At 66.7% G+C, this 19,856-nt stretch carries 19 protein-coding genes; 10 read left to right on the forward strand and 9 right to left on the reverse strand.

Annotated elements, in window-relative coordinates; all coding sequences use genetic code 11:
- On the forward strand, nucleotides 1-1,478 hold a 1,478-nt coding region (locus QZ709_RS10905; RefSeq protein ID WP_366937165.1), incomplete at its 5' end, for an FtsX-like permease family protein.
- A 58-nt stretch (nucleotides 1,479-1,536) separates the two neighbouring features.
- On the opposite strand, the gene QZ709_RS10910 is transcribed toward QZ709_RS10905, so the two are convergent.
- The 4 genes from QZ709_RS10910 to QZ709_RS10925 all read right to left on the reverse strand — a co-directional run bounded on the left by QZ709_RS10910 (nucleotide 1,537) and on the right by QZ709_RS10925 (nucleotide 6,990).
- Nucleotides 1,537-2,052: a chemotaxis protein CheW gene (locus QZ709_RS10910; protein WP_294637351.1), complete on the reverse strand. Its 516-nt coding sequence runs from the start codon at nucleotides 2,050-2,052 to the stop codon at nucleotides 1,537-1,539.
- Between the two features lie 209 nt (nucleotides 2,053-2,261).
- Nucleotides 2,262-3,818, reverse strand: coding sequence for a methyl-accepting chemotaxis protein (locus QZ709_RS10915; protein ID WP_294637321.1), 1,557 nt, complete (start codon nucleotides 3,816-3,818; stop codon nucleotides 2,262-2,264).
- 157 nt (nucleotides 3,819-3,975) lie between these two features.
- Nucleotides 3,976-5,070 carry a redox-regulated ATPase YchF gene (gene ychF / locus QZ709_RS10920; protein WP_294637322.1) on the reverse strand — a complete coding sequence of 365 codons (1,095 nt, stop codon included), beginning with the start codon at nucleotides 5,068-5,070 and terminating at the stop codon, nucleotides 3,976-3,978.
- A gap of 66 nt (nucleotides 5,071-5,136) precedes the next feature.
- Nucleotides 5,137-6,990 (reverse strand): ATP-binding protein, encoded by a 1,854-nt coding sequence (locus QZ709_RS10925; protein ID WP_294637323.1) that lies wholly within the window; start codon nucleotides 6,988-6,990, stop codon nucleotides 5,137-5,139.
- Between the two features lie 171 nt (nucleotides 6,991-7,161).
- On the opposite strand from QZ709_RS10925, the gene QZ709_RS10930 reads away from it, so the two are divergent.
- Both QZ709_RS10930 and QZ709_RS10935 read left to right on the forward strand, forming a co-directional pair.
- Nucleotides 7,162-8,319 (forward strand): FAD-dependent monooxygenase, encoded by a 1,158-nt coding sequence (locus tag QZ709_RS10930; RefSeq protein ID WP_294637324.1) that lies wholly within the window; start codon nucleotides 7,162-7,164, stop codon nucleotides 8,317-8,319.
- Nucleotides 8,320-8,354: 35 nt separating this feature from the next.
- Nucleotides 8,355-9,122: a DsbC family protein gene (locus QZ709_RS10935; RefSeq protein WP_294637325.1), complete on the forward strand. Its 768-nt coding sequence runs from the start codon at nucleotides 8,355-8,357 to the stop codon at nucleotides 9,120-9,122.
- A gap of 25 nt (nucleotides 9,123-9,147) precedes the next feature.
- Here QZ709_RS10935 and QZ709_RS10940 read toward each other — a convergent pair whose 3' ends face one another.
- The 5 genes from QZ709_RS10940 to QZ709_RS10960 form a co-directional block, all read right to left on the reverse strand.
- Nucleotides 9,148-10,374: a DUF3108 domain-containing protein gene (locus QZ709_RS10940; RefSeq protein ID WP_294637326.1), complete on the reverse strand. Its 1,227-nt coding sequence runs from the start codon at nucleotides 10,372-10,374 to the stop codon at nucleotides 9,148-9,150.
- On the reverse strand, nucleotides 10,374-12,170 hold the full coding sequence (locus QZ709_RS10945) for a M61 family metallopeptidase (RefSeq protein ID WP_294637327.1): 1,797 nt from the start codon (nucleotides 12,168-12,170) through the stop codon (nucleotides 10,374-10,376). The genes QZ709_RS10940 and QZ709_RS10945 overlap by 1 nt, the downstream gene beginning before the upstream one ends.
- Before the next feature lie 7 nt (nucleotides 12,171-12,177).
- Nucleotides 12,178-12,684, reverse strand: a complete 507-nt coding sequence (locus QZ709_RS10950; RefSeq protein WP_294637328.1) for a DUF3429 domain-containing protein — start codon at nucleotides 12,682-12,684, stop codon at nucleotides 12,178-12,180.
- 113 nt (nucleotides 12,685-12,797) lie between these two features.
- Complete coding sequence (locus tag QZ709_RS10955) at nucleotides 12,798-13,598, reverse strand: SAM-dependent methyltransferase (protein WP_294637329.1); 801 nt, start codon at nucleotides 13,596-13,598, stop codon at nucleotides 12,798-12,800.
- Nucleotides 13,599-13,687: 89 nt separating this feature from the next.
- Nucleotides 13,688-14,311 (reverse strand): Maf family nucleotide pyrophosphatase, encoded by a 624-nt coding sequence (locus QZ709_RS10960; RefSeq protein ID WP_294637330.1) that lies wholly within the window; start codon nucleotides 14,309-14,311, stop codon nucleotides 13,688-13,690.
- 57 nt (nucleotides 14,312-14,368) lie between these two features.
- Here QZ709_RS10960 and QZ709_RS10965 point away from each other — a divergent pair, with 57 nt between their 5' ends.
- From QZ709_RS10965 to acpP, 7 genes are all read left to right on the forward strand, one after another.
- A complete protein-coding gene (locus QZ709_RS10965; protein ID WP_294637331.1) occupies nucleotides 14,369-14,953 on the forward strand; it encodes a YceD family protein in 585 nt (194 codons plus the stop codon).
- Nucleotides 14,954-15,185: 232 nt separating this feature from the next.
- Nucleotides 15,186-15,368 carry a 50S ribosomal protein L32 gene (rpmF, locus tag QZ709_RS10970; RefSeq protein ID WP_109036156.1) on the forward strand — a complete coding sequence of 61 codons (183 nt, stop codon included), beginning with the start codon at nucleotides 15,186-15,188 and terminating at the stop codon, nucleotides 15,366-15,368.
- Nucleotides 15,369-15,590: 222 nt separating this feature from the next.
- On the forward strand, nucleotides 15,591-16,670 hold the full coding sequence (plsX, locus tag QZ709_RS10975) for a phosphate acyltransferase PlsX (protein WP_366937166.1): 1,080 nt from the start codon (nucleotides 15,591-15,593) through the stop codon (nucleotides 16,668-16,670).
- A gap of 11 nt (nucleotides 16,671-16,681) precedes the next feature.
- Nucleotides 16,682-17,713 carry a beta-ketoacyl-ACP synthase III gene (locus QZ709_RS10980; RefSeq protein ID WP_294637333.1) on the forward strand — a complete coding sequence of 344 codons (1,032 nt, stop codon included), beginning with the start codon at nucleotides 16,682-16,684 and terminating at the stop codon, nucleotides 17,711-17,713.
- Nucleotides 17,714-17,751: 38 nt separating this feature from the next.
- Nucleotides 17,752-18,690 (forward strand): ACP S-malonyltransferase, encoded by a 939-nt coding sequence (gene fabD, locus QZ709_RS10985; protein WP_294637334.1) that lies wholly within the window; start codon nucleotides 17,752-17,754, stop codon nucleotides 18,688-18,690.
- Between the two features lie 6 nt (nucleotides 18,691-18,696).
- Nucleotides 18,697-19,443, forward strand: a complete 747-nt coding sequence (gene fabG, locus QZ709_RS10990) for a 3-oxoacyl-ACP reductase FabG (RefSeq protein ID WP_294637335.1) — start codon at nucleotides 18,697-18,699, stop codon at nucleotides 19,441-19,443.
- Nucleotides 19,444-19,554: 111 nt separating this feature from the next.
- Nucleotides 19,555-19,794: an acyl carrier protein gene (gene acpP, locus QZ709_RS10995; RefSeq protein ID WP_109036166.1), complete on the forward strand. Its 240-nt coding sequence runs from the start codon at nucleotides 19,555-19,557 to the stop codon at nucleotides 19,792-19,794.
- Nucleotides 19,795-19,856 lie beyond the last annotated feature (62 nt).

Here is a 19,856-nt window from a genome sequence, read left to right on the forward strand (position 1 = left end):
ACGTGACCCTGCCCGCCGCGGGCTGGACCCCTTATGCGCTGGGCGTCGGGGTGGGCGTGCTGCTCACCCTGGGCTTCGGCCTGCCCCCGGTGCTGCAACTGGCCCGCGTGCCGCCTCTGCGCGTGCTGCGGCGGGATCTGGGTGGCATCAAGATGGGCTCGGCCCTGGTCTGGCTGCTGGGCGGCGGGGCACTGCTGGCGCTGTTGATGCTGGTGGCGCGCGATGCCAAGTTGGGCGGCATTGCCCTGGGTGGCTTCGGGGCCGCCGTGGTGGTGTTTGCCGCCGTCGGCGGCGCGGCGGTGTGGGCCATGCGGGTGGCAACCCTCCGCTTCAATGCGCGGCTGCCGCTGGCATGGACGCTGGTGTCCCGACAGCTCACGGCCCAGCCCTGGCACACCGTGGTGCAGGTGTGCGCACTGGGCCTGGGTCTGCTGGCGCTGATGCTGCTGGTGCTGATTCGCACCGATCTGATCGCCAGCTGGCAGCAGGCCACGCCGGCCGATGCCCCGGATCGCTTCGTCATCAACATCCAGCCGGACCAGGTGGAGGCCTTTCGCGCCGCCTTGACGGGGGCGGGCGTCGCCCGTTTCGACTGGTATCCGATGGCCAGAGCCCGGCTGGTGGCCATCAACGGGCAGCCTGTGCGCCCCGAGTCCTACCAGGAGGACCGGGCGCAACGCCTGCTGGAGCGCGAGTTCAACCTCAGCCATGCTGCGGAGGCACCGCGCCACAACGAGGTGGTGGCGGGCCGCTATCAGCCCGAGGAGCCCGATGCCTTCAGCGTGGAGGAGGGCCTGGCCAAGACGCTGGGCCTGCGGCTGGGTGACCGCCTGCGCTTCGACATGGCAGGCCAGATGGAAGAAGGGCGCATCACGAGCCTGCGCAAGGTCGACTGGTCGTCGATGCGCGTCAACTTCTTCGTGATGGCGCCGCAGGCCGACAAGCCCACCTGGCCGGACACCTACATCACGTCCTTCAAGGCGCCTGCCAGCGGGCAGATCGACCGCCTGCTGGTGCAGCGCTTCCCGAACGTCACGGTGGTGGACGTCTCGGCCACGCTGACCCAGTTGCAGGGCGTGCTGACCCAGGTGATCACGGCTGTGGAGTTCCTCTTTCTGTTCACCCTGGCGGCCGGGCTCATCGTGCTGATGACGGGACTGCTGACATCGCGGGAACGGCGCGCACGCGACTGGGCCATCTGGCGTTCCCTCGGGGCGACCCAGGCCATCATCGGCCGGGTCCAGCGGCTTGAACTGCTGGCGGTGGGCGCCTTGGCAGGCACGCTGGCATCCGGCGCTTCGCTCTTGATCGGGTGGGTGCTGGCATCGCGCGTGTTCGATTTCGCCTGGAGTGCTCCGTGGTGGGCGCTGCTGCCGGGCGCTGCCGTCGGGGCCATGCTCGCGTGGCTGGCAGGCTGGTGGAGCCTGCGCGGGGTGGTGCACCGGCCGGTGGCCCTCACGCTCAGGCAGGCCGAATGAACAACGGGGCAGGAGGTCGATCGCCTCGCTGCCCCGCTGTTGGATGTGGCCGAACCGCTCAGTGTTCGCTCAGGCTGTTGATCAAGCCCATCTCCGAGCTGCTCATCAGCGACTCGATGTCCATCAGGATCAGCAGCCGGTCGCTCACGTTGGCGATGCCGGTGATGTAGGTCGTGTCGACCACGGCGTTGCTCATCTCGGGGGCCGGCTGGATCATCTGCTCGGCCAACTGCATCACGTCGCTGACCGAATCCACGACGGCACCCACCACGCGCCCGCGCACGTTCAGCACGATCACGACGGTGAAGCTGTTGATTTCCGCCTCGCCCATCTCGTTGAGGCAGTTGAACTTCACGCGCAGATCCACGATGGGCACGATCACGCCGCGCAGGTTCACCACGCCCTTCAGGTAAGACGGGGCGTTGGCGATCTTGGTGGGTGGTTCGTACGAGCGGATCTCCTGCACCTTCAGGATGTCGATCCCGTACTCCTCGCTGCCCAGACGGAAGGTCAGGTACTCACGTCCCGAGGCTGTGTGGCGCACCTGGCTGGACGACACCGACTTGTTGCGCATGCCGAAGCCGGGCGGCGGCGAGGAAGCCTCGGGCCGCGCGACCGCGGGGCTCTGAGGGGCAGTGGCTTGAAGGGTGTCCATGAACGACCTTTCGGGTTCTCGACTGCGCCAACCGGGGCGCACACCGTGCCCCTCTGCGGGGCGTCTGCTGGGTTATCGGACAGCGGGGGGCGAAACTGTAGGCCGGGTTGACCCTGCCCGGGCCCGCATCAGATCTGGAAGGTCGCCATCGAGCGGGTCAGCTTCTGGGCCTGCTCTTCCAGGCTGGAAGCGGCAGCGGCCGACTCCTCCACCAGCGCGGCGTTCTGCTGTGTCATCTGGTCCAGTCCGGCGACGGCCTGGTTCACCTGGCCGATGCCCGTGCTTTGTTCCGATGCGGCGCGGCTGATCTCGGTGATCGTTTCGAACACTTTGCGCACCGAGGTCTGGATTTCCTGCATCGCCGCACCGGCTTCCTCGACCAGGCGGGTGCCGGAGGCCACCGTCTCGCCCGAGGTCGTGATCAGCTGCTTGATCTCGCGGGCGGCCGTGGCCGATCGCTGCGCCAGCGACCGCACCTCGGCGGCCACCACGGCAAAGCCGCGGCCCTGCTCGCCGGCGCGGGCGGCTTCCACTGCCGCGTTCAGCGCCAGGATGTTGGTCTGGAAGGCGATGCCGTCGATCACCCCGATGATGTCGTTGATCCGCCGGCTGGTGGCGTCGATCGCGCCCATGTTGGTCACGACCTCGCCGACGATCTGGCCGCCGCGTTCGGCGGCCCGCGCCGCGCCCTGGGCCAGCTCGTTGGCCATGCCGGCGGCCTCGGCGCTCTGGCGCACGTTGGCCGTGAGCTCCTCGACGGAGCTCGCCGTTTCCTGCAGGCTCGACGCCGTGTTCTCGGTGCGGCTCGACAGGTCCATGTTGCCGCTGGCAATCTGAGACGACGCGACCGAAATCGAATCGGCCGAACTGCGCACCTCGGCCACCATCGCGCGCAGTGCTGCCTGCATCGACTGCAGCGCACGCATCAGGGCCGCGGTTTCGTCGCCCCCGTCCGTGGGGATCGCCTGATGCAGCTTGCCTGCTGCAATCCCGTCGGCCACGCTGACCGCCTGCGCCAGGGGGGCCGTGATCGCGTGTTCGTTGAGGATGGTGGTGGGGGCCACCACCAGCAATGCTGCCAGAACGGCCAAGCCGAACACGAGGCGGGTCTTTTCTGTCAGAGCCTGCTGTGCTTCGGCCACCTCGGTGGCCTCGCTTTCCAGCGCGGTCGCCAGACGTGCAGCCTGCTCGTCGATGGCAGCGGCCTGCTCCAGCACCGCACCGAAGGTCTGCGTGACCTCTTCGGGGGCGAGCCCGCCGGCAACCAGCTTCGGCGCGACCCGTTTCACAGTCGCTTCGTAGCGCTGCACGGCGCTGACCAGATCGTTGACCGCAGCATTGTCGGCATCGCTTTCGCCGGCCTGCATCTTGCCGGCCGCCTCACGCAGCGCCTCGAGCGAGCGGGACCACTTTTCCAGCGCGCCATTGACCAAGGCAGCTTGGCCAGCGTGGAGCAACATGGTGCTTTCATGCCGGCGAACCTGAGCCAGTTGTTGAGACACCAGCGTCAGCGAACGCTGCTCCTCGTAGGCGTGATGCCGGAACTGGTCGAGCGCATCCTGCGTGTAGACCATGCCATACAGGCCCGCGCCGCCTACGGCCGCCAGCAACAACATCACGACCGCGATCGCCCCCCGCATCCGGGTTCGGATCGTGAAACGGCGCATCTGCATCATCCAGGACATCGACAACTTCTCGCTTCTTGAGGCCTGGCCGACGACACCGGGATGGGGCATCGGCCATTCGGGCTATCCCCGATGCGGTCTCTATCGGCAGTCCCGCGCCGCGCTTGAGCAAGAAAAAAGGGCGGCAGTTGCCGCCCTTGTCACAGATCAGGTCAGGTCAGACGTTGAACAGGAAGTTCAGCACGTCGCCGTCCTTGACCACGTACTCCTTGCCTTCCGCGCGCATCTTGCCGGCCTCCTTCGCACCCGCTTCACCCTTGTACTGGATGAAGTCCTCGAAGGCGATGGTCTGGGCGCGGATGAAGCCCCGCTCGAAATCGGTGTGGATGACGCCGGCGGCCTGAGGGGCCGTGTCACCGATGCGGATGGTCCAGGCGCGCACTTCCTTGACCCCGGCCGTGAAGTAGGTCTGCAGGCCCAGCAGCTTGAAGCCGGCACGGATGAGTCGGTTCAGACCCGGCTCGTCCTGGCCCATCTCGGCCAGGAACATGGCGCGGTCTTCGTCGTCCATCTCGGCCAGTTCGGCCTCGGTCTTGGCACAGATGGCCACGACTTCGCCCTTCTGGGCCGCGGCGTACTCGCGCAGGCGGTCCAGGAAGGGATTGTTCTCGAAGCCGGTCTCCGAGACGTTGCCCACGAACATGGCCGGCTTGGCCGTGATCAGGCACAGCGGCTTCAGGATGGCCAGCTCTTCCTTGCTGAAGTCGATGGAGCGGACCGGCTTCGCCTGGTCGAGCGCAGCCTGGCACTTTTCCAGCACCTTGACCAGCGCAGCGGCCTCCTTGTCGTTGCCCGAGCGCGCGGCCTTGGTGTAGCGCTGCAGGCTTTTCTCCACCGTGCCCAGGTCGGCCAGGCACAGTTCGGTCTGGATCACCTCGATGTCTGCGATCGGATCGACCTTGCCGGCCACGTGGATGACGTTGTCGTCCTCGAAGCAGCGCACCACGTTCACGATGGCATCGGTTTCGCGGATGTGGCTGAGGAACTGGTTGCCCAGGCCTTCGCCCTTGGAGGCGCCCGCCACCAGACCGGCGATGTCGACGAACTCGACGATGGCCGGCACGACCCGTTCGGGTTGAACGATCTCGGACAGGGCTTTGAGACGCGGATCGGGCACCTCGACCACGCCCACATTGGGCTCGATCGTGCAGAAGGGGTAGTTCTCAGCCGCGATGCCGGCCTTGGTCAGGGCATTGAACAGGGTGGACTTGCCCACATTGGGCAGGCCCACGATGCCGCACTTGAGGCTCATGGGGATTCCTGGAAGTGAAGGGGAGAGGGCCGGTCGCTGGCGGCGCACACGCCCAAACCCGGCATTTTACCCGGGGGGCGTCAACCTGGGGCCGTGATCCGCCACTGGCGAGGCGGTTTGCGCCCAGTACGCCACCTCGTCCAGCAGCGCCTGCCGTTCCACCGGCTTCGTCAGCACCGCGTTCATGCCGGCAGCCAGGCACGCCCGGCGGTCTTCGGCGAAGGCGTTGGCCGTCAGCCCGATGACCGGCACATCACGGCAGGCCTCGCCAGCCTCCCCCTCGCGGATCTTCAAGGTGGCCGTGAGGCCATCCATGCCACCCATGTGCCAGTCCATGAGCACCACCGAGGGGCGCTGAAGCCGCAGGCTGCGCAACGCGGCCAGTCCATCGGCGACGGCGTGAACCTGGGCGCCGGCGGCCAGAAGCACCTCGGTGATGAGCATGCGGTTGACGTCGTCGTCGTCCACCACCAGCACATGCGAGGCCGGCAGCCTCGTGACCTTCGGCGGTGTCGGCCGCACGGAGGCCTCCTGATGCCCGACGGGCTGAAGGGGCAGGTCCACATCGACGCGGGTACCGCGCCCCAGTGCGCTGTGAAGGCTGATGTGCCCACCCATCAGCTCGACGAGTTCACGCGTGATGGTCAGGCCCAGTCCGGCCCCGCCATGTGGCCGGATACCGACGTGCTCTGCCTGGTAGAAGGCATCGAACGCGTGGCTCTGCTGGATTTCGTCCATTCCTGGTCCGGTGTCCATGACTGAGCAGCGCACCCACAGCCCCGCGGCAAGATCAGGTGCTTCCAGCGCCCGTATCGTCAGGGTTACACGACCTTGCACGGTGAACTTGCAGGCGTTGGCCAGCAGGTTGATCAGCACCTGCGTCAGGCGTAGTTCGTCGCCCAGCCGGCATGACGGGAAATCCGGTGGCACGTCGGTGTGGAGGTCCAGTGCCTTCAGCTCGGCCATCGGGCGTACCGCTGCGCAGGCCTTCAGCGCGACCTGACGGAGGTCGAGCGGTTGGGATGTGGTGTCGAGCCGCCCCGACTCGATGCGGGACATTTCCAGCACCTGGTCGATCAGTGTCAGCAGATGATGCCCGCTGCTGCGGATGGTGCGCAGCAGCCGCGCTTGCGTCTGTGGGTCGACCGGGTCCGGGTGCGGATCAGCCATCAGATCTGCCGAGACGAGCATCGCGTGCAGCGGTGTGCGCAGCTCATGGCTCATGACAGCCAGAAAGCGGGATTTGGCCCGCGAGGCCGACTCGGCTGCATCCCGCGCACGGGCCAGTTCGGCTGTGTGGGTCTCCAGCCATGCCGCGAGGGCTTGCCGCGCGTCGGCCGACCCCTCCGAGTCGCCCGCCACGATGAGGCCGATGCCGTGCCGGAATCGCTCTACGGCCACCAGCGCGACCAGAAACGTACCTTGCACCAGCACCCCGTTGATCAGCAGAGAGTGGATGACCTGCCCCTGCTCCGGCGATGTCGGTTGGCTCACCATCCACAAGCCCGGCAGGGCCGCCACACCCGTCAACGTCACGCACAGGCTGACAGCCCACCGCCAAGGGAAGGTCAGGTGGATCAGCAAGGACACGGCTGGCAGCCACATGAAGTTGCTGGCAAACCATTGAACCGTGATCGTGGTCGGATCGATCAGGGCCGCCAGCGCCATGGCGATCATGCAGTACACCGTGACCCCCGCGACCGCCCTGCGCTGTGTGGAGAGCAGATCCCGGGGCGAGCACCGGAGCCGCCAGTACTGGCTGAGGAGGAACAGGGCGAGGGCAGGCTGCGCCCACCGGTCGTGCGGCGCGATCACGCCGCTTGTCCATTCGCTGATCCACAAGGCCATGAGGGCGATGGCCGCAATCAGGAGGATGCGAAGCGCTGTCTTGCGTTCGATCAAGGAGAGCGCACTTTCCATGCTCTCCTGACTGGCGCCAGGTGGAGCGTCGTCCTGGCTGCCTGCCGGTGTCCGGCCGTGTTGTTCCGACATTCCCGCCCCGTGGTCTTGTTTTCGCCAATACCGCGTTAGATTACGGCCTGCCTCCTCCATTGAACAAGGAGTGCGGCATCAATTGTTGACGGGTTTTCCATGGTCAGTGGTCCATTCGATGTGTGTGTGAGCGGTTCTGGCGCCGTGGCCATGAGCCTCGCGTTGTCCTTGTCAGCGGAGGGCTGGCGGGTGGCATGGGCCCGGGGCGCGGCCCCGGCGCCGTCACGTCCCGACGTGCGCACCTATGCGCTCAATGCGCGCGCCATTGCCTTACTCGACCGGCTGCGGGTGTGGCCGTCCTTGAAGGCGTTTTCCACGCCGGTGGCCGACATGGCGATCAAGGGGGATGGCGATGGCCACCTCACCTTCTCGAGTTGGAGCCAGCACGTGAGCGAGCTGGCCTGGATTGTCGACGCCGCGCACCTCGAGCGCCTGCTGGCGGAGGCGTTGCGCTATGCGCCGCGTGTCGACATCGTCGCGCCGCTGCAGGGCAACACCCCGCCTGTCCCGGCGCACCTGCTGGCGATCTGCGAAGGCAAACACTCGGACACGCGGTCGGCACTGGGCATCCACTTCGATCGGCGCGATTACGGCCATGCGGGTGTGGCCGCCCGCCTGCGCGCCTCGCATCCTCACCACGGGCTCGCGCGTCAGTGGTTCCGCTCGCCAGACATCCTGGCCCTGCTGCCTTTTCACGACCCCGAGCCCGGTTCCTCGTATGGCCTGGTGTGGTCGGTGCCCCACGACCGCGCGCGGACTCTGCAGGCCATGCCGCCTGCCGAATTCGAGGCTGCCCTGAATCAGGCGCTGCGTGAGAGTGACCCTGTGGCTGCCGAGCAGGTGGGCACCCTTGTGCTGGCATCCGAGGTGGCGTCCTGGCCTCTCGCCCTGGCCCAGGCTTCGCGCTGGAGCGGTCCGGGCTGGGTGTTGCTCGGGGATGCAGCCCACCAGGTCCATCCTCTGGCGGGGCAGGGCCTCAACCTCGGCTTGGCCGATGTGGACACGCTGGTGTCGGTCCTGCGTCAAGCGCGCACCACGGAACCTTGGCGGCACGCCGGGGACGAACGGACGCTGGCCCGCTACGTCAGGCAGCGGCAATGGCCGGCGATGGCCATGTCCACCCTGACCGACGGGCTGCTCCGCCTCTTCGCCGACGACCGTGCTCCGTTGAAAGTGGCCCGCAACGCAGGGATGCGGGCTGTCGAACGCCTGGGGCCGCTCAAGCACTGGCTGGTCGGCCGTGCGCTGGACGCCTGAGCGCCTGCCCGCCCGACTCCAAGAAAGCCCTCGACATGTCTCTGACCTCGAAATTCCCCTCTCTGCGCGTGCTGACGCTGGCACTGGGCCTTGCCCTCGGCGCATCGGCCATGGCGCAGCAGCCCGCCGATCTGCCGGCCGCCCAGTTGCAGGCCTTGCGGCAGAAGCTGGCTCAGCGCCTGCCCGATCTTCCCGCCATCGAAGGGGCCAGGCCGGCACCCATCGCGGGCCTGATCGAGGTGCGCGGCGGTGGCCACGTGTTCTATACCGACGCCAATGGCGACTACCTGATCGACGGACACGTGCTGGACACGCGGTCGCGCCGCAACCTGACGGAGGAGCGGCTGGACGAGATCAACAAGGTGGATCTTGCCCAGTTGCCACTGAAGGACGCCGTGGTGTGGAAGAACGGCACCGGCAAGCGTCAGCTCGTGGTGTTTGCTGATCCCAACTGCGGCTATTGCAAGCGACTCGAGCGCGACCTGCAGCAGGTCAAGGACGTCACCGTCTACAGCTTTGTGGTCGCGATTTTGGGTGATGACTCTCGCCAGAAGGCCGAAGCCATCTGGTGTGCCAAGGACCGCACCCAGGCCTGGCGAGACTGGATGCTCAACAACAGCGCGCCTCCCCGTGCTCTGGGCCTGTGCGCCTCGCCGATCCAGCGCAATGGCGCCCTGGCCCAGAAGCTGCGGGTGAACGGCACGCCCGCCCTGATCTTCGAAGACGGCACGCGGTTGCCTGGCGCCGCAAGCGCGGCGACGATCGAGCAGCGCCTCTCGAAGGCGCAGGCGCGTCCGTCCTGAACCGTCTGTCGCAGCGGCGGGCCGCTCACGGAGCGGCGGCCGGAGCGGAAGGAGGCGTCGCCCCCATCTGGGGTGCGCCGTTCATGCGCAACTCCATGAAGTTCGCGTTGCCTTGCCGCACCATCATCCGCACCGGCAGGTACTGCAGGCCTGGCGCGAACCACAGCTCCAGGCTCAGGTTGTTGTTGTCCTCCACCAGCCGTTTCGGCCGCACGTGCACGGTGGGCACCGCGCCGATCGGCGTATCGAGCACTTCTTCCCCCAACACGTCGTAGGCAATCACCTCCACCTTGCGCAATGACGCGATCGGCAGCTCGATGCGCTGACCGGCCTGTGCGAGCGAGGGATGGAGGATGAACTGGTAGGCCAGATGGATCATCTGGCTGATCGGATCCTGAACGCCGGGCGGGCGAGGCAGCTTCTGGCCGTCCGGCAAAAGGACCTCTGCCGTGTCGAACTGGATGGCCTTCGGTGCGCCGCTGCGAATCAACAAGCGGTTGACGTTTTCGTAACGCTCGGGCTGCAGACCCTGCGGCGTGATGCGCCCCTGGCTGCTGAGGTTCCACGATCCGATCGGCGCGAAGCTGGGTCCGACCGTCGCATCCAGATGCACCTGATACTGGCTGCCCTGGCGCACCCATTCCACCACACCCTGGCCCTGGATTGGCCCACGGTAGTTGCCGTTCATCTTGAAGCGCACACGGGCCGCGGCGGGCCAGACGAAGCCGTTGGCCGGCGCCTGCGCCGTGGCCCCACCCTGTGCGGCGGAGGCCGCAGTGGCGGTGGAGGACAGCTCTGATGCGGGCTGCGCCACGCTGGCCGGGGCAGAGGAGGGAGGGCTGGCGCTGGCAGATGCGGTGAGCGGTTCAGAGGGCGCGTCATCCGACAAGGGGGCCGAGCCGGCCACGTCGATCCCCTCTGAAGAGGAGGCCGGCGCCGAGGCGGCGGCTTCGGGCGCGCTGGGTGCGGCCTTGGGCGGCGAGGGCTTGCGCCCGGGACGCGTCCGACGAGCCGGCGCGGGCGGTGCCGCGGCAGGAGGGGCCGCCACAGGCGGCGCTGTCAGGCGCATCTCGCTGACGTAGACCGCCTCCATGCGCTGAATGCGCTGATCCTGAGCGGACGTGGGCGCCGCCAGATGCTGCGCGACTTCCTGGGTCAACCACAGGTGAACAAGGCTGACCAGGGCCACGAGGACAGCCAGCGCCAGGGCATGGCGCCGCGCCGTCGCACGCTGGACCCGGGGCTGACGCATCAACGTGTCAGCCAGGCCAGCCGGCGTTGCAGGGCCTCCTGCTCCGGCTTGTCGGCCGGCATCAGCGAGACCACGTCGCCCGTGACCAGCGAAGCGCCTTGCTGCTTCGACGCAGGCAGGTTGACGGTCATCACCCGGCCATCGCGGGTCAGCAGCAGCGACTGTTCAACGTCGGCTTCATGCCAGGTGGCCAGGTCATCCGTGCGGCGCAGGCGCCAGCCGCCCAGGGCCAGCAACTCGTCGCCGGCGCTCACACCGGCCGCTTCGGCCAGCCCGCCGTGCATCACCGCTTGCACCTTCAGTCCGCCCGGCGCCTCGGTCAGCCGAAGCCCCAGGCGCTGCGCGGAGGATCCGGGCTTCGTTGACCAGGTCACGCCATGGGTGGCGAACAGGGATGGCAGAGGCAGATCGGCCGTGCCTTCGGTCCAATCGTGCAGCAGTGCAGCCCAGGCTTCCAGCGGGGCTTGTCGTGCCGACCCGGCGGGGGCGCGGCCCGCCTCGTCTGCCAGCGCCTGAGCGACATCCTGCTCCTGGATCGGGCGCCCCAGCGCCCACAGCCGATGCATCACACCGTCCAGCGTGGGTTGGCGGCCCTGCACCGGCTCCAGGGCGCGCAGGCTCAAATCGAGCGCCAATCCCACCAGCGATCCCTTGGTGTAGTAGTTCACCGTGGCATTCGCCGTGTTCTCATCCTGGCGGTAGTAGCGCGTCCAGGCATCGAAACTCGCCTGAGCCACGCTGTACTGAAGCCGGCCGGGCGCAGCCAGCACCAGGTTCACCGTCTTTGTCAGAAGCTTCAGGTAAGTCGTGGCGTCGATCAGGCCCGTGCGCAGCAGGAACTGGTCGTCGTAGTACGACGTGAACCCCTCGAAGAACCACAGCATGCGCGTGTGGTTCTCTCGTGTGTAGTCGTAAGGCGCGAAGGCCTCCGGCTTGAGGCGCTTCACGTTCCAGGTGTGGAAGTACTCGTGGCTGATCAGCCCGAGCAGCGTGGTGTACGCGTCCTGGTTGAGGGGCCGTTGCGTGCGCGGCAGGTCTTTGCGGCTGCAGATCAGGGCCGTGCTTTGCCGGTGCTCCAGGCCACCGTAGCCGTCTTCCACCGCATTGAGCATGAACACATAGCGGTCGAATGGCACCTTCTTGCGGCCGTGCCAGAACGCGATCTGGGCCTCGCAGATCTTGCGGGTGTCATCCAGCAGGCGCTGCCCGTCCAGATCGTCTGGGGCCCCGGCCACCACGAACACATGCGTCACGCCCCGCACCGTGAACGTGCCTTGCCAGAACTGGCCCATCTCCACCGGATGATCGACCAGTTCGTCATAGCCGGAGGCCTCGTAATCCCCGACACCCTGGGTGTTGACCCGGACCGCCTTCAGCGCCGTGGCCACCGCCCAGCTGCGCGGCAGCCCCGCGATCTTCACGCGGTGTGGCGTGTCTTCCTGACCGTGGATTTTCAGAAAGACGCTGGTGCCGTTGAAGAAGCCGCGAGACGCGTCGAGAAAGGCCGCCCTCACCGAGGTGTCGAACGCATACACCTCATAGCTGAGCGTCAGCGCACCACGCGCGCTGCAGTCGACCTGCCAGGTGGCCTTGTCCACACTGCGCACCGCGCAAGCCCGGCCACCCTGGTGGGCCGCGATGGGCGACAGATGGCGCGCGAACTCCCGTACCAGGTAGCTCCCCGGGATCCACACAGGCAGGCTGAACAGCTGGCCTTCGGCAGGCCGGGCCACCTTGATCGTGACGGCAAAACGGTGCGCGTGGGCGTCACCCACTTCAATGCGGTAATCGATCATGGCGTATTCAGATCTGGGCGGCGGCCAGGAAACAGCTGAGGCTGGCGAACACGGTCAGACGGAACCGGAGGGTCAGCCAGCCCGCCACGCCGAGTTCGGGATAGCGCTTGCGGTCAACGAGGTAGCAGCCGATGATCAGAAAGCCCAGCACGACGAGGCCGGCGTGGGGCGGCATCAGCAGCGCCACCCAGGCCGCCAGCGAGAAGGCGATGCCGGCCCACAGCGCGCGGTGGTGCAAAGGGCCGTCCGCCTCGCCGGCCGCACTTCGCAGCATCACCAGGCCCCAGGGAATGCCGCCCAGGAAGGACACGATGAGCGCTGCATAACTGGTGAGTGCGCGCACCACGAAAACGAACGGCTCGTCTTCGACCCGCCCCACCAGCAGCCAGACGAACAAGGCCCCGCCGACGAAGGGAAGCAGGCCGGCGTAGCCGAGTTTGTTCGCCAGTTCACCCGGCTCGCTGTGGTGATGGGGGTCTAGGGGCAGGTGCAGAGAGGTCGGGGTCGTGCTCACGGTGTCACGCTTTCGGGTCGGATGCGATTCGGGATGCGCTGCGCGCGCATCGTCATTGTGTCAAGAAGCCGAAGCCTTTGCCGCAGCGAGGCCAGGCGCCCTGGCGGCCGGGATCAGGCGGCCAGCCAGCAGAAGACGGCGGGCACCTTGTCGGGCAAGCTCAGGCGCTGCTGGCGCCAGTGGGCCACCGTGGCCGTCCGGACAAAGCCGCCGGGCAGGGTCAGCCCGCACGCCACGCTCAGCTGGGTCGTGGGCTGCAGTTGTTGCACCAACGCGTCCCACAACGCGGCGTTGCGGTAGGGCGTTTCGATGGCCAGTTGCGTCTGGTGCAGGCGGCGCGACGCCGTTTCCAGGTCCTTGATGCGTTGCGCGCGCTGCGCCGCCTCCGTCGGCAGGTAGCCCGTGAACGCAAAGCTCTGTCCGTGCAGGCCGCTGGCCGCCAGCGCCAGGAGCAGGGACGTCGGTCCCGAGAACGGCACCACCTCGATGCCGGCCTGGTGGGCGGCCTTGACGAGCGCCGATCCCGGGTCGGCCACGGCGGGCAGGCCGGCCTCCGAGATCAACCCGATGTCGTGGCCTTCCATGGCCGGCATCAGCAGCTTCAGCAAGGCGTCGCCCATCTCCTGCGCGTTGCCTTTGCCGCCGCCCTTGGCTGGTCGGGGCAAGGTCTCGATCTGCTGCGCCTGCACGGGCACGGCCAAAGGGACCACCTCGTTGACCCGTTTGAGAAAGGCCCGCGTGGTCTTGGCGTTCTCGGCCACCCAGTGCTGCAGCCCGGCCGCCGCTGTCAGCACGCCCAGGGGCAGCACATCGCGGATGTCCGGAGGGGCGCTTCCGTCTTCGATGCACCCCAGGTCCAGGGAGTTGGGGATCAGCAGCAGGCGGCCGGTGCGGCGCGAGGAGGTGGCATTCATGAGGTCGGGTGGCAGGGCCAGAGGCGCAACAGAGACGTCGGGAAGAGCTTGCTTGGTGCAAGGTCCGGAAAAAGGGGGGGAGAAGAAAGTCAGGCAGTGGCGAGCGGGTCCAGCCCGGCGGCCCGCAACAGGCGGCACACCGCAATCAAGGGCAAGCCGATCAAGGCGGTCGGATCGTGAGAGGTCACGCGCGACAGCAAGGTGATCCCCAGTGCCTCGACCTTGGCGCTGCCTGCGCAGTCATACGGTTGCTCGCGTTGCAGGTAGGACTCGATCTCCTCATCCGACAACGGCCGGAAGTCGACGTCCACCGTCTCGAGCACGGTCTCGGAAAAAGCGCTGGCAGGGCGACACACGGTCACCGCCGTGTGAAATCGGACCGTGCGGCCACGCATGGCACGCAACTGCGCGGTGGCACCGGCGTGGTCGCCCGGCTTGCCCAGGGCCCGGCCCTCCAGGTCAGCGACCTGGTCGGAGCCGATCACCACCACGTCGTCGTGCGGGTATGCAGCGACCACGGCGTGCGCCTTGGCCCATGCCAGCCGGCACGCCAGGGCGTCGGGCCGCTCTTCCGCAAGGGCCGCTTCATCCACACCCGGGGCGCGGACCTCGAAAGGCAGCCCCAGGCGCTTCAGCAGATCCTGTCGGTAAGGGGAGGTCGATCCGAGCACCAGACGCGGTGAACCCGGCAACGTCGAGACGGTGGCGTTCATCCTGCCATTGTCCCCGTTATGGGGGCATCGAAGAGGCGCTTCGCCTACACTGCCGCCATGAAAGCACGCACCTGGGCGCCCCGCAAGCTGGACATCGGGGCCTTCATCGATTCTGGAGAAACCTTGTCAGGCGAGCTGGCCGTGACGGAACTGACGCGCCTGGCCGAGGGCCTGGCCGCGGACGCGGATCTGACGACGTTGCCGCCGGTGCACTGGTCGGTCACCGGGCGCCTTGTGGCGCAGCGTGTGGGCGAGCCGCAGCGCTGGCTCGATCTGCGGGGCGAGGGCGAGTTTGCCTGGGAGTGCCAGCGTTGCCTGAGCGCGGTTCACCTTCCGGTTGCGATCGAGCGCTGCATCCGTTTTGTGGCCGATGAGGCCGCCGCCGCCGAGCTGGACGCGGATTCCGACGACGACGTGCTCGCCGTGTCGCGCAATTTCGACCTCTTCGAATTGCTGGAAGACGAGCTGATCATGGCCTCGCCCATCGTCCCCCGCCATGAGCGCTGCCCGACCGATGTCGAGCGCCTGATGCGCGACGATGACGCCGTTGCACCGGACGTGGGGGAGGGGGAAGCCGCTGCCGAACCCGAACGCAAGAACCCCTTTGCCATCCTGGCCCAGCTGAAAAAGGGCGAAAGCTGATTTGAATACGGCACGGAAGCCGTGCTAGAATCGCTGGTTTTCCGGGTTGCCTTCTTTCATATTGCCGATTCAGGTGATGTGCGCGGGCGTCCCGGCTGTCTTCAACTCTTGCGGACTGCAAGGCGGCTGACGGCAGTGGCTGGCAACCTTCGGTTGTCGGTGCGCTGATTCGTTGGCAACGGGTGTGGTCTGACAATTGCGGGCGTTTTCGTCCGCCTCATCGGAGTCCATCATGGCCGTTCAGCAAAACAAGAAGTCGCCCTCCAAGCGTGGCATGCACCGTTCGCACAATGCCCTGGTCACCCCGGGTACTGCCGTTGAAGCCACCACCGGCGAAACCCATCTGCGTCACCACATCAGCCCGACCGGCTTCTACCGTGGTCGCAAGGTCCTGAAGACCAAGGCTGACGCCTGATCTGCCGGAGCCCGGCCACCCGGGCTCGGTGCCGCACGGGGCTGGACAACCGATCTGTCGGTTAGCCAGCCCTTGTTTTTTGGCACTTTGCGCCTTGCATGACGTGAAACCCCCAGACGGCTGCCTAGACTGCCGCCGGTTTCCCGAACGCTGATCCTGCCCATGACCGTGAACCCGTCTTCCGCCTTGTCGTCGCAACCGTCCGCTGGCCGCACCTCCGGCGTGCTGTCGCCCGTCCGCATTGCCGTCGACTGCATGGGCGGAGACCATGGCCCCTCGATCACCTTGCCTGCATGCCAGTCCTTCCTGGCGCGGCATCCCGACGCCGAGTTGGTCCTGGTCGGGCTGCCGGATGCCTTGAAGCCTGCCGAAGGATGGGCCCGTTGCACCCTGGTGCCGGCCTCCGAGGTCGTCACCATGGACGATCCGGTCGAGGTCGCGCTGCGCCGCAAGAAGGACTCGTCCATGCGGGTGGCCATCTCACAGGTGAAGGCTGCTGCCGGTCAGCCGGCCGTGGCACACGCCTGCGTGTCGGCCGGCAACACGGGCGCCCTGATGGCCGTGGCCCGTTACCTGCTCAAGACGGTCGAAGGCATCGATCGCCCGGCCATTGCCACCGTGATGCCCAACCAGAAGGACGGCTTCACCACGGTGCTTGACCTGGGTGCCAACGTCGACTGCAGCGCCGAACACCTGTTGCAGTTCGCCGTGATGGGCAGTGCCCTGGTGGCCGCGGTGGATGGCAAGGACAACCCGTCGGTGGGCCTGCTGAACATCGGCGAAGAGGTCATCAAGGGCAACGAAGTCATCAAGCAGGCCGGCGAACTGCTGCGGGCCGCCAACGAGCGGGGCCTGATCAACTTCCATGGCAACGTGGAAGGCAACGACATCTTCAAAGGCACGTCCGACATCGTCGTGTGCGACGGCTTCGTCGGCAACGTGGCCCTGAAGACCTCGGAAGGCCTGGCCATGATGATGGCCACCTTCATCAAGCAGGAATTCACCCGAAACATCTTCACCAAGCTGGCGGCGCTGGTCGCCATGCCGGTGTTGAGCCAGTTCAAGAAGCGCGTCGACCACCGCCGCTACAACGGTGCCGCGCTGCTCGGTCTGCGTGGCCTGGTCTTCAAGAGCCATGGCTCCGCCGACGCCTTCGCATTCGAGCACGCCTTGAATCGCGCGTATGATGCCGCCCGTCATCGCTTGTTGGATCGGGTACACGACCAGATTTCGGCCACGCTGGACAGTCTCCCACCAGGAGACCAAGACAGCGGTTCGGCGGATGTGGGGCAGGCGGCCTGATCCATTTTTCAATGCCTAACAGCCAGACGAAACAGACACCTCCTTCGTTTCCGGCAGCCACTGCGGGATCCCGCTTTTCTCGCATCGCGGGTACCGGGAGTTACCTCCCGCCGAAACGCCTCACCAACCAGGAACTCGCCGCCCAGCTGGCCCAGCGTGGCGTCGAGACATCAGACGAGTGGATCGTCGAGCGTACCGGCATCCGGGCTCGCCACTTTGCTGAACCCGATGTGCCCTCCAGCGCACTCGGCACCGAAGCCGCCCGCCAGGCCCTCGAGGCGGCCGGCATCCAGGCCGCAGACATCGACCTCATCGTCTGCGCCACGTCCACCCCGGACGTCGTCTTCCCCTCCACCGCCTGCCACATCCAGCGCAACCTCGGCATCGCCGGCTGCGCCGCGTTCGACGTGCAGGCCGTCTGCTCGGGTTTTCTCTACGCTCTGACCGTCGCCGACTCGATGATCCGCACCGGTGCAGCCCGCCGTGCCCTGGTCATCGGCGCCGAGGTCTTCTCCCGACTGCTCGACTTCAACGACCGCACCACGTGTGTGCTGTTCGGTGACGGGGCAGGGGCGGTTGTGCTCGAGGCGTCTGACACCCCGGGCATCGTCTCGACGTGTCTGCACGCCGACGGCCAGCACATCGGCATCCTCAATGTGCCTGGCAATGTCAGCGGCGGCTCGGTACTGGGCGACGCCACCCTTAAAATGGACGGACAGGCCGTGTTCAAGCTCGCGGTCAGCGTGCTGGACAAGGCTGCCCACGAGGTCCTTGACAAGGCGGGCCGTGATGCTTCGTGCATCGACTGGCTCATTCCTCACCAGGCCAACCTGCGCATCATGCAGGGCACGGCCAAGAAGCTGAAGCTGCCTCATGACAAGGTGATCGTCACCGTTGATCAGCATGGCAACACGTCGGCGGCCTCGGTGCCACTCGCACTCGACCACGGCGTGCGCTCGGGCCAGATCCAGCGCGGGCAGACGCTGTTGCTGGAAGGCGTGGGCGGCGGCTTCACCTGGGGCGCTGCGCTCATCGATTTCTGAGCGCCGCCTCGCAGCAGTAACGAAGAACGAGGACATCCATGACCGCATTTGCATTCGTGTTCCCGGGCCAGGGCTCGCAGGCCGTCGGCATGCTGGGCGCCTGGGGCGACCACGCCGCCGTGCGTGACACGCTGGCCGAGGCCTCTGACGCCCTTGGCGAAGACATCGGCAAGCTCATCGCCGAAGGGCCGAAGGAAGCCCTGGACCTGACCACCAACACCCAGCCTGTCATGCTGACCGCGGGTGTGGCCTGCTGGCGCGCCTGGTTGGCTGAAACCGGCCTCAAGCCGGCTGCTGTGGCTGGGCACTCTCTGGGAGAGTACACCGCCCTGGTCGCAGCTGGCGCACTGACCCTGAAGGACGCGCTGCCGCTGGTCCGCTTCCGTGCTCAGGCGATGCAGGAAGCCGTGCCCGTGGGCACCGGCGGCATGGCCGCCATCCTGGGTCTGGATGCCGAGGCCGTGAAGGCCGGCTGCGCCGAAGCCGCCACCGCCGCAGGGGAGGCCGTCGAGGCCGTGAACTTCAATGACCCCAAGCAGATCGTGATTGCCGGCACCAAGGCAGGCGTCGAAAAGGCGTGCGAAGTGCTGAAGGCCGCGGGCGCCAAGCGCGCGCTGCCGCTGCCCGTGTCGGCGCCGTTCCACTCCAGCCTGATGAAGCCGGCTGCCGAGCGCCTGAAGGAAAAGCTGGCGGCCACGCCGTTTGCCCTGCCGCAGATCCCGGTGGTAAACAACATCGATGTGGCGGTCGTCAATGAGGCAGAGGCCCTGCGTGATGCGTTGTATCGTCAGGCCTTCGGCCCCGTGCGCTGGGTGGAGACCATCCAGGCGCTGAAGGCTCGCGGTCTGACCCGTGTCATCGAGTGCGGCCCGGGCAAGGTGCTGGCCGGCATGGTCAAGCGCATCGATGGTGAACTCGTCACCGCCACCATTTTCGATCCGGCCTCGCTGGCCGAAGCCAAGGCCCTTCTGGGGTAAAACAGCATGAGCAACGAATACCAAGGACAGGTCGCGCTCGTCACCGGCGCCAGCCGCGGCATCGGCCGTGCCATCGCCGTGGCGCTCGCCCAGCGTGGTGTGAAGGTGTATGGCACTGCCACCACCGAGTCTGGCGCGCAAGCCATTACCGAAGGCCTTTCGGCTTTCGAGGGCTGCAAGGGGCTGGTGCTCAACGTCACCGATGGTGCTGCGGTCGACGCCGCCATCGAGACCATCCTGAAAGAGCGGGGCGCTTTGCACGTGCTCGTCAACAACGCCGGCATCACGCGCGACACGCTGGCCATGCGCATGAAAGACGAGGACTGGGATGCGGTCATCGACACCAACCTCAAGGCGGTTTTCCGGGTCAGCCGCGCCGTGATGCGCCCCATGATGAAGCAACGCTATGGCCGCATCGTCAACATCACCTCGGTGGTGGGCGCCAGTGGCAACCCCGGGCAGGCCAACTACGCGGCGGCCAAGGCCGGTGTGGCAGGCATGACACGTGCCCTGGCCCGTGAACTGGGCAGCCGCGGCATCACGGTCAACTGCGTGGCCCCGGGTTTCATCGACACCGACATGACCAAGGCCCTGTCGGACGAGCAGCACACCGCCCTGAAGGCACAGATTCCGCTGGGCCGCCTCGGTCAGCCCGAAGACATCGCCGAAGCGGTGGCTTTCCTGGCTTCACCCCAGGCTGGTTACATTACCGGCACCGAACTGCACGTCAACGGCGGCATGTTCATGAATTGAATTTGAGATGTTTCTGGGGAATCTCAATTTCGTTTCCAAAGCGGTTTCAGTGTTTTGACACGCTGAACGGCTAAAATCCCTGGTTTGTTTGCACCATCTCCTGGAGGAGTCATGAGCGATATCGAAGCACGCGTCAAGAAGATCATTGCCGAACAACTCGGTGTGGCCGAGTCTGAAGTCACCAACGAAAAGGCCTTCGTGGCCGACCTGGGCGCAGACTCCCTGGACACCGTCGAGCTGGTGATGGCCCTCGAAGACGAGTTCGGCATCGAGATCCCCGACGAAGAGGCAGAGAAGATCACCACTGTTCAGCTGGCGATCGACTACGCCAAGGCCCACGCGAAGGCCTGATCCTCGCGTGTCCGTGACAGGGTCTCCGCCAGCCGGCGGGCCCTGTTCACATCCGACCATTC

Source organism: uncultured Aquabacterium sp. (assembly GCF_913773725.1).
In the GTDB taxonomy this organism is placed as follows: Bacteria; Pseudomonadota; Gammaproteobacteria; order Burkholderiales; family Burkholderiaceae_C; genus Aquabacterium.

Coding starts and splice junctions, on each gene's coding strand:
- QZ709_RS10910 (WP_294637351.1), bottom strand. CDS start 2,052: ATGCGCAACAAGTCGGTGTCGTCCAGCCAGGTGCGCCACACAGCCTCG.
- QZ709_RS10915 (WP_294637321.1), bottom strand. CDS start 3,818: ATGTCCTGGATGATGCAGATGCGCCGTTTCACGATCCGAACCCGGATG.
- ychF (WP_294637322.1), bottom strand. CDS start 5,070: ATGAGCCTCAAGTGCGGCATCGTGGGCCTGCCCAATGTGGGCAAGTCC.
- QZ709_RS10925 (WP_294637323.1), bottom strand. CDS start 6,990: ATGGAAAGTGCGCTCTCCTTGATCGAACGCAAGACAGCGCTTCGCATC.
- QZ709_RS10930 (WP_294637324.1), top strand. CDS start 7,162: ATGGTCAGTGGTCCATTCGATGTGTGTGTGAGCGGTTCTGGCGCCGTG.
- QZ709_RS10935 (WP_294637325.1), top strand. CDS start 8,355: ATGTCTCTGACCTCGAAATTCCCCTCTCTGCGCGTGCTGACGCTGGCA.
- QZ709_RS10940 (WP_294637326.1), bottom strand. CDS start 10,374: ATGCGTCAGCCCCGGGTCCAGCGTGCGACGGCGCGGCGCCATGCCCTG.
- QZ709_RS10945 (WP_294637327.1), bottom strand. CDS start 12,170: ATGATCGATTACCGCATTGAAGTGGGTGACGCCCACGCGCACCGTTTT.
- QZ709_RS10955 (WP_294637329.1), bottom strand. CDS start 13,598: ATGAATGCCACCTCCTCGCGCCGCACCGGCCGCCTGCTGCTGATCCCC.
- QZ709_RS10960 (WP_294637330.1), bottom strand. CDS start 14,311: ATGAACGCCACCGTCTCGACGTTGCCGGGTTCACCGCGTCTGGTGCTC.
- QZ709_RS10965 (WP_294637331.1), top strand. CDS start 14,369: ATGAAAGCACGCACCTGGGCGCCCCGCAAGCTGGACATCGGGGCCTTC.
- rpmF (WP_109036156.1), top strand. CDS start 15,186: ATGGCCGTTCAGCAAAACAAGAAGTCGCCCTCCAAGCGTGGCATGCAC.
- QZ709_RS10980 (WP_294637333.1), top strand. CDS start 16,682: ATGCCTAACAGCCAGACGAAACAGACACCTCCTTCGTTTCCGGCAGCC.
- fabD (WP_294637334.1), top strand. CDS start 17,752: ATGACCGCATTTGCATTCGTGTTCCCGGGCCAGGGCTCGCAGGCCGTC.
- fabG (WP_294637335.1), top strand. CDS start 18,697: ATGAGCAACGAATACCAAGGACAGGTCGCGCTCGTCACCGGCGCCAGC.
- acpP (WP_109036166.1), top strand. CDS start 19,555: ATGAGCGATATCGAAGCACGCGTCAAGAAGATCATTGCCGAACAACTC.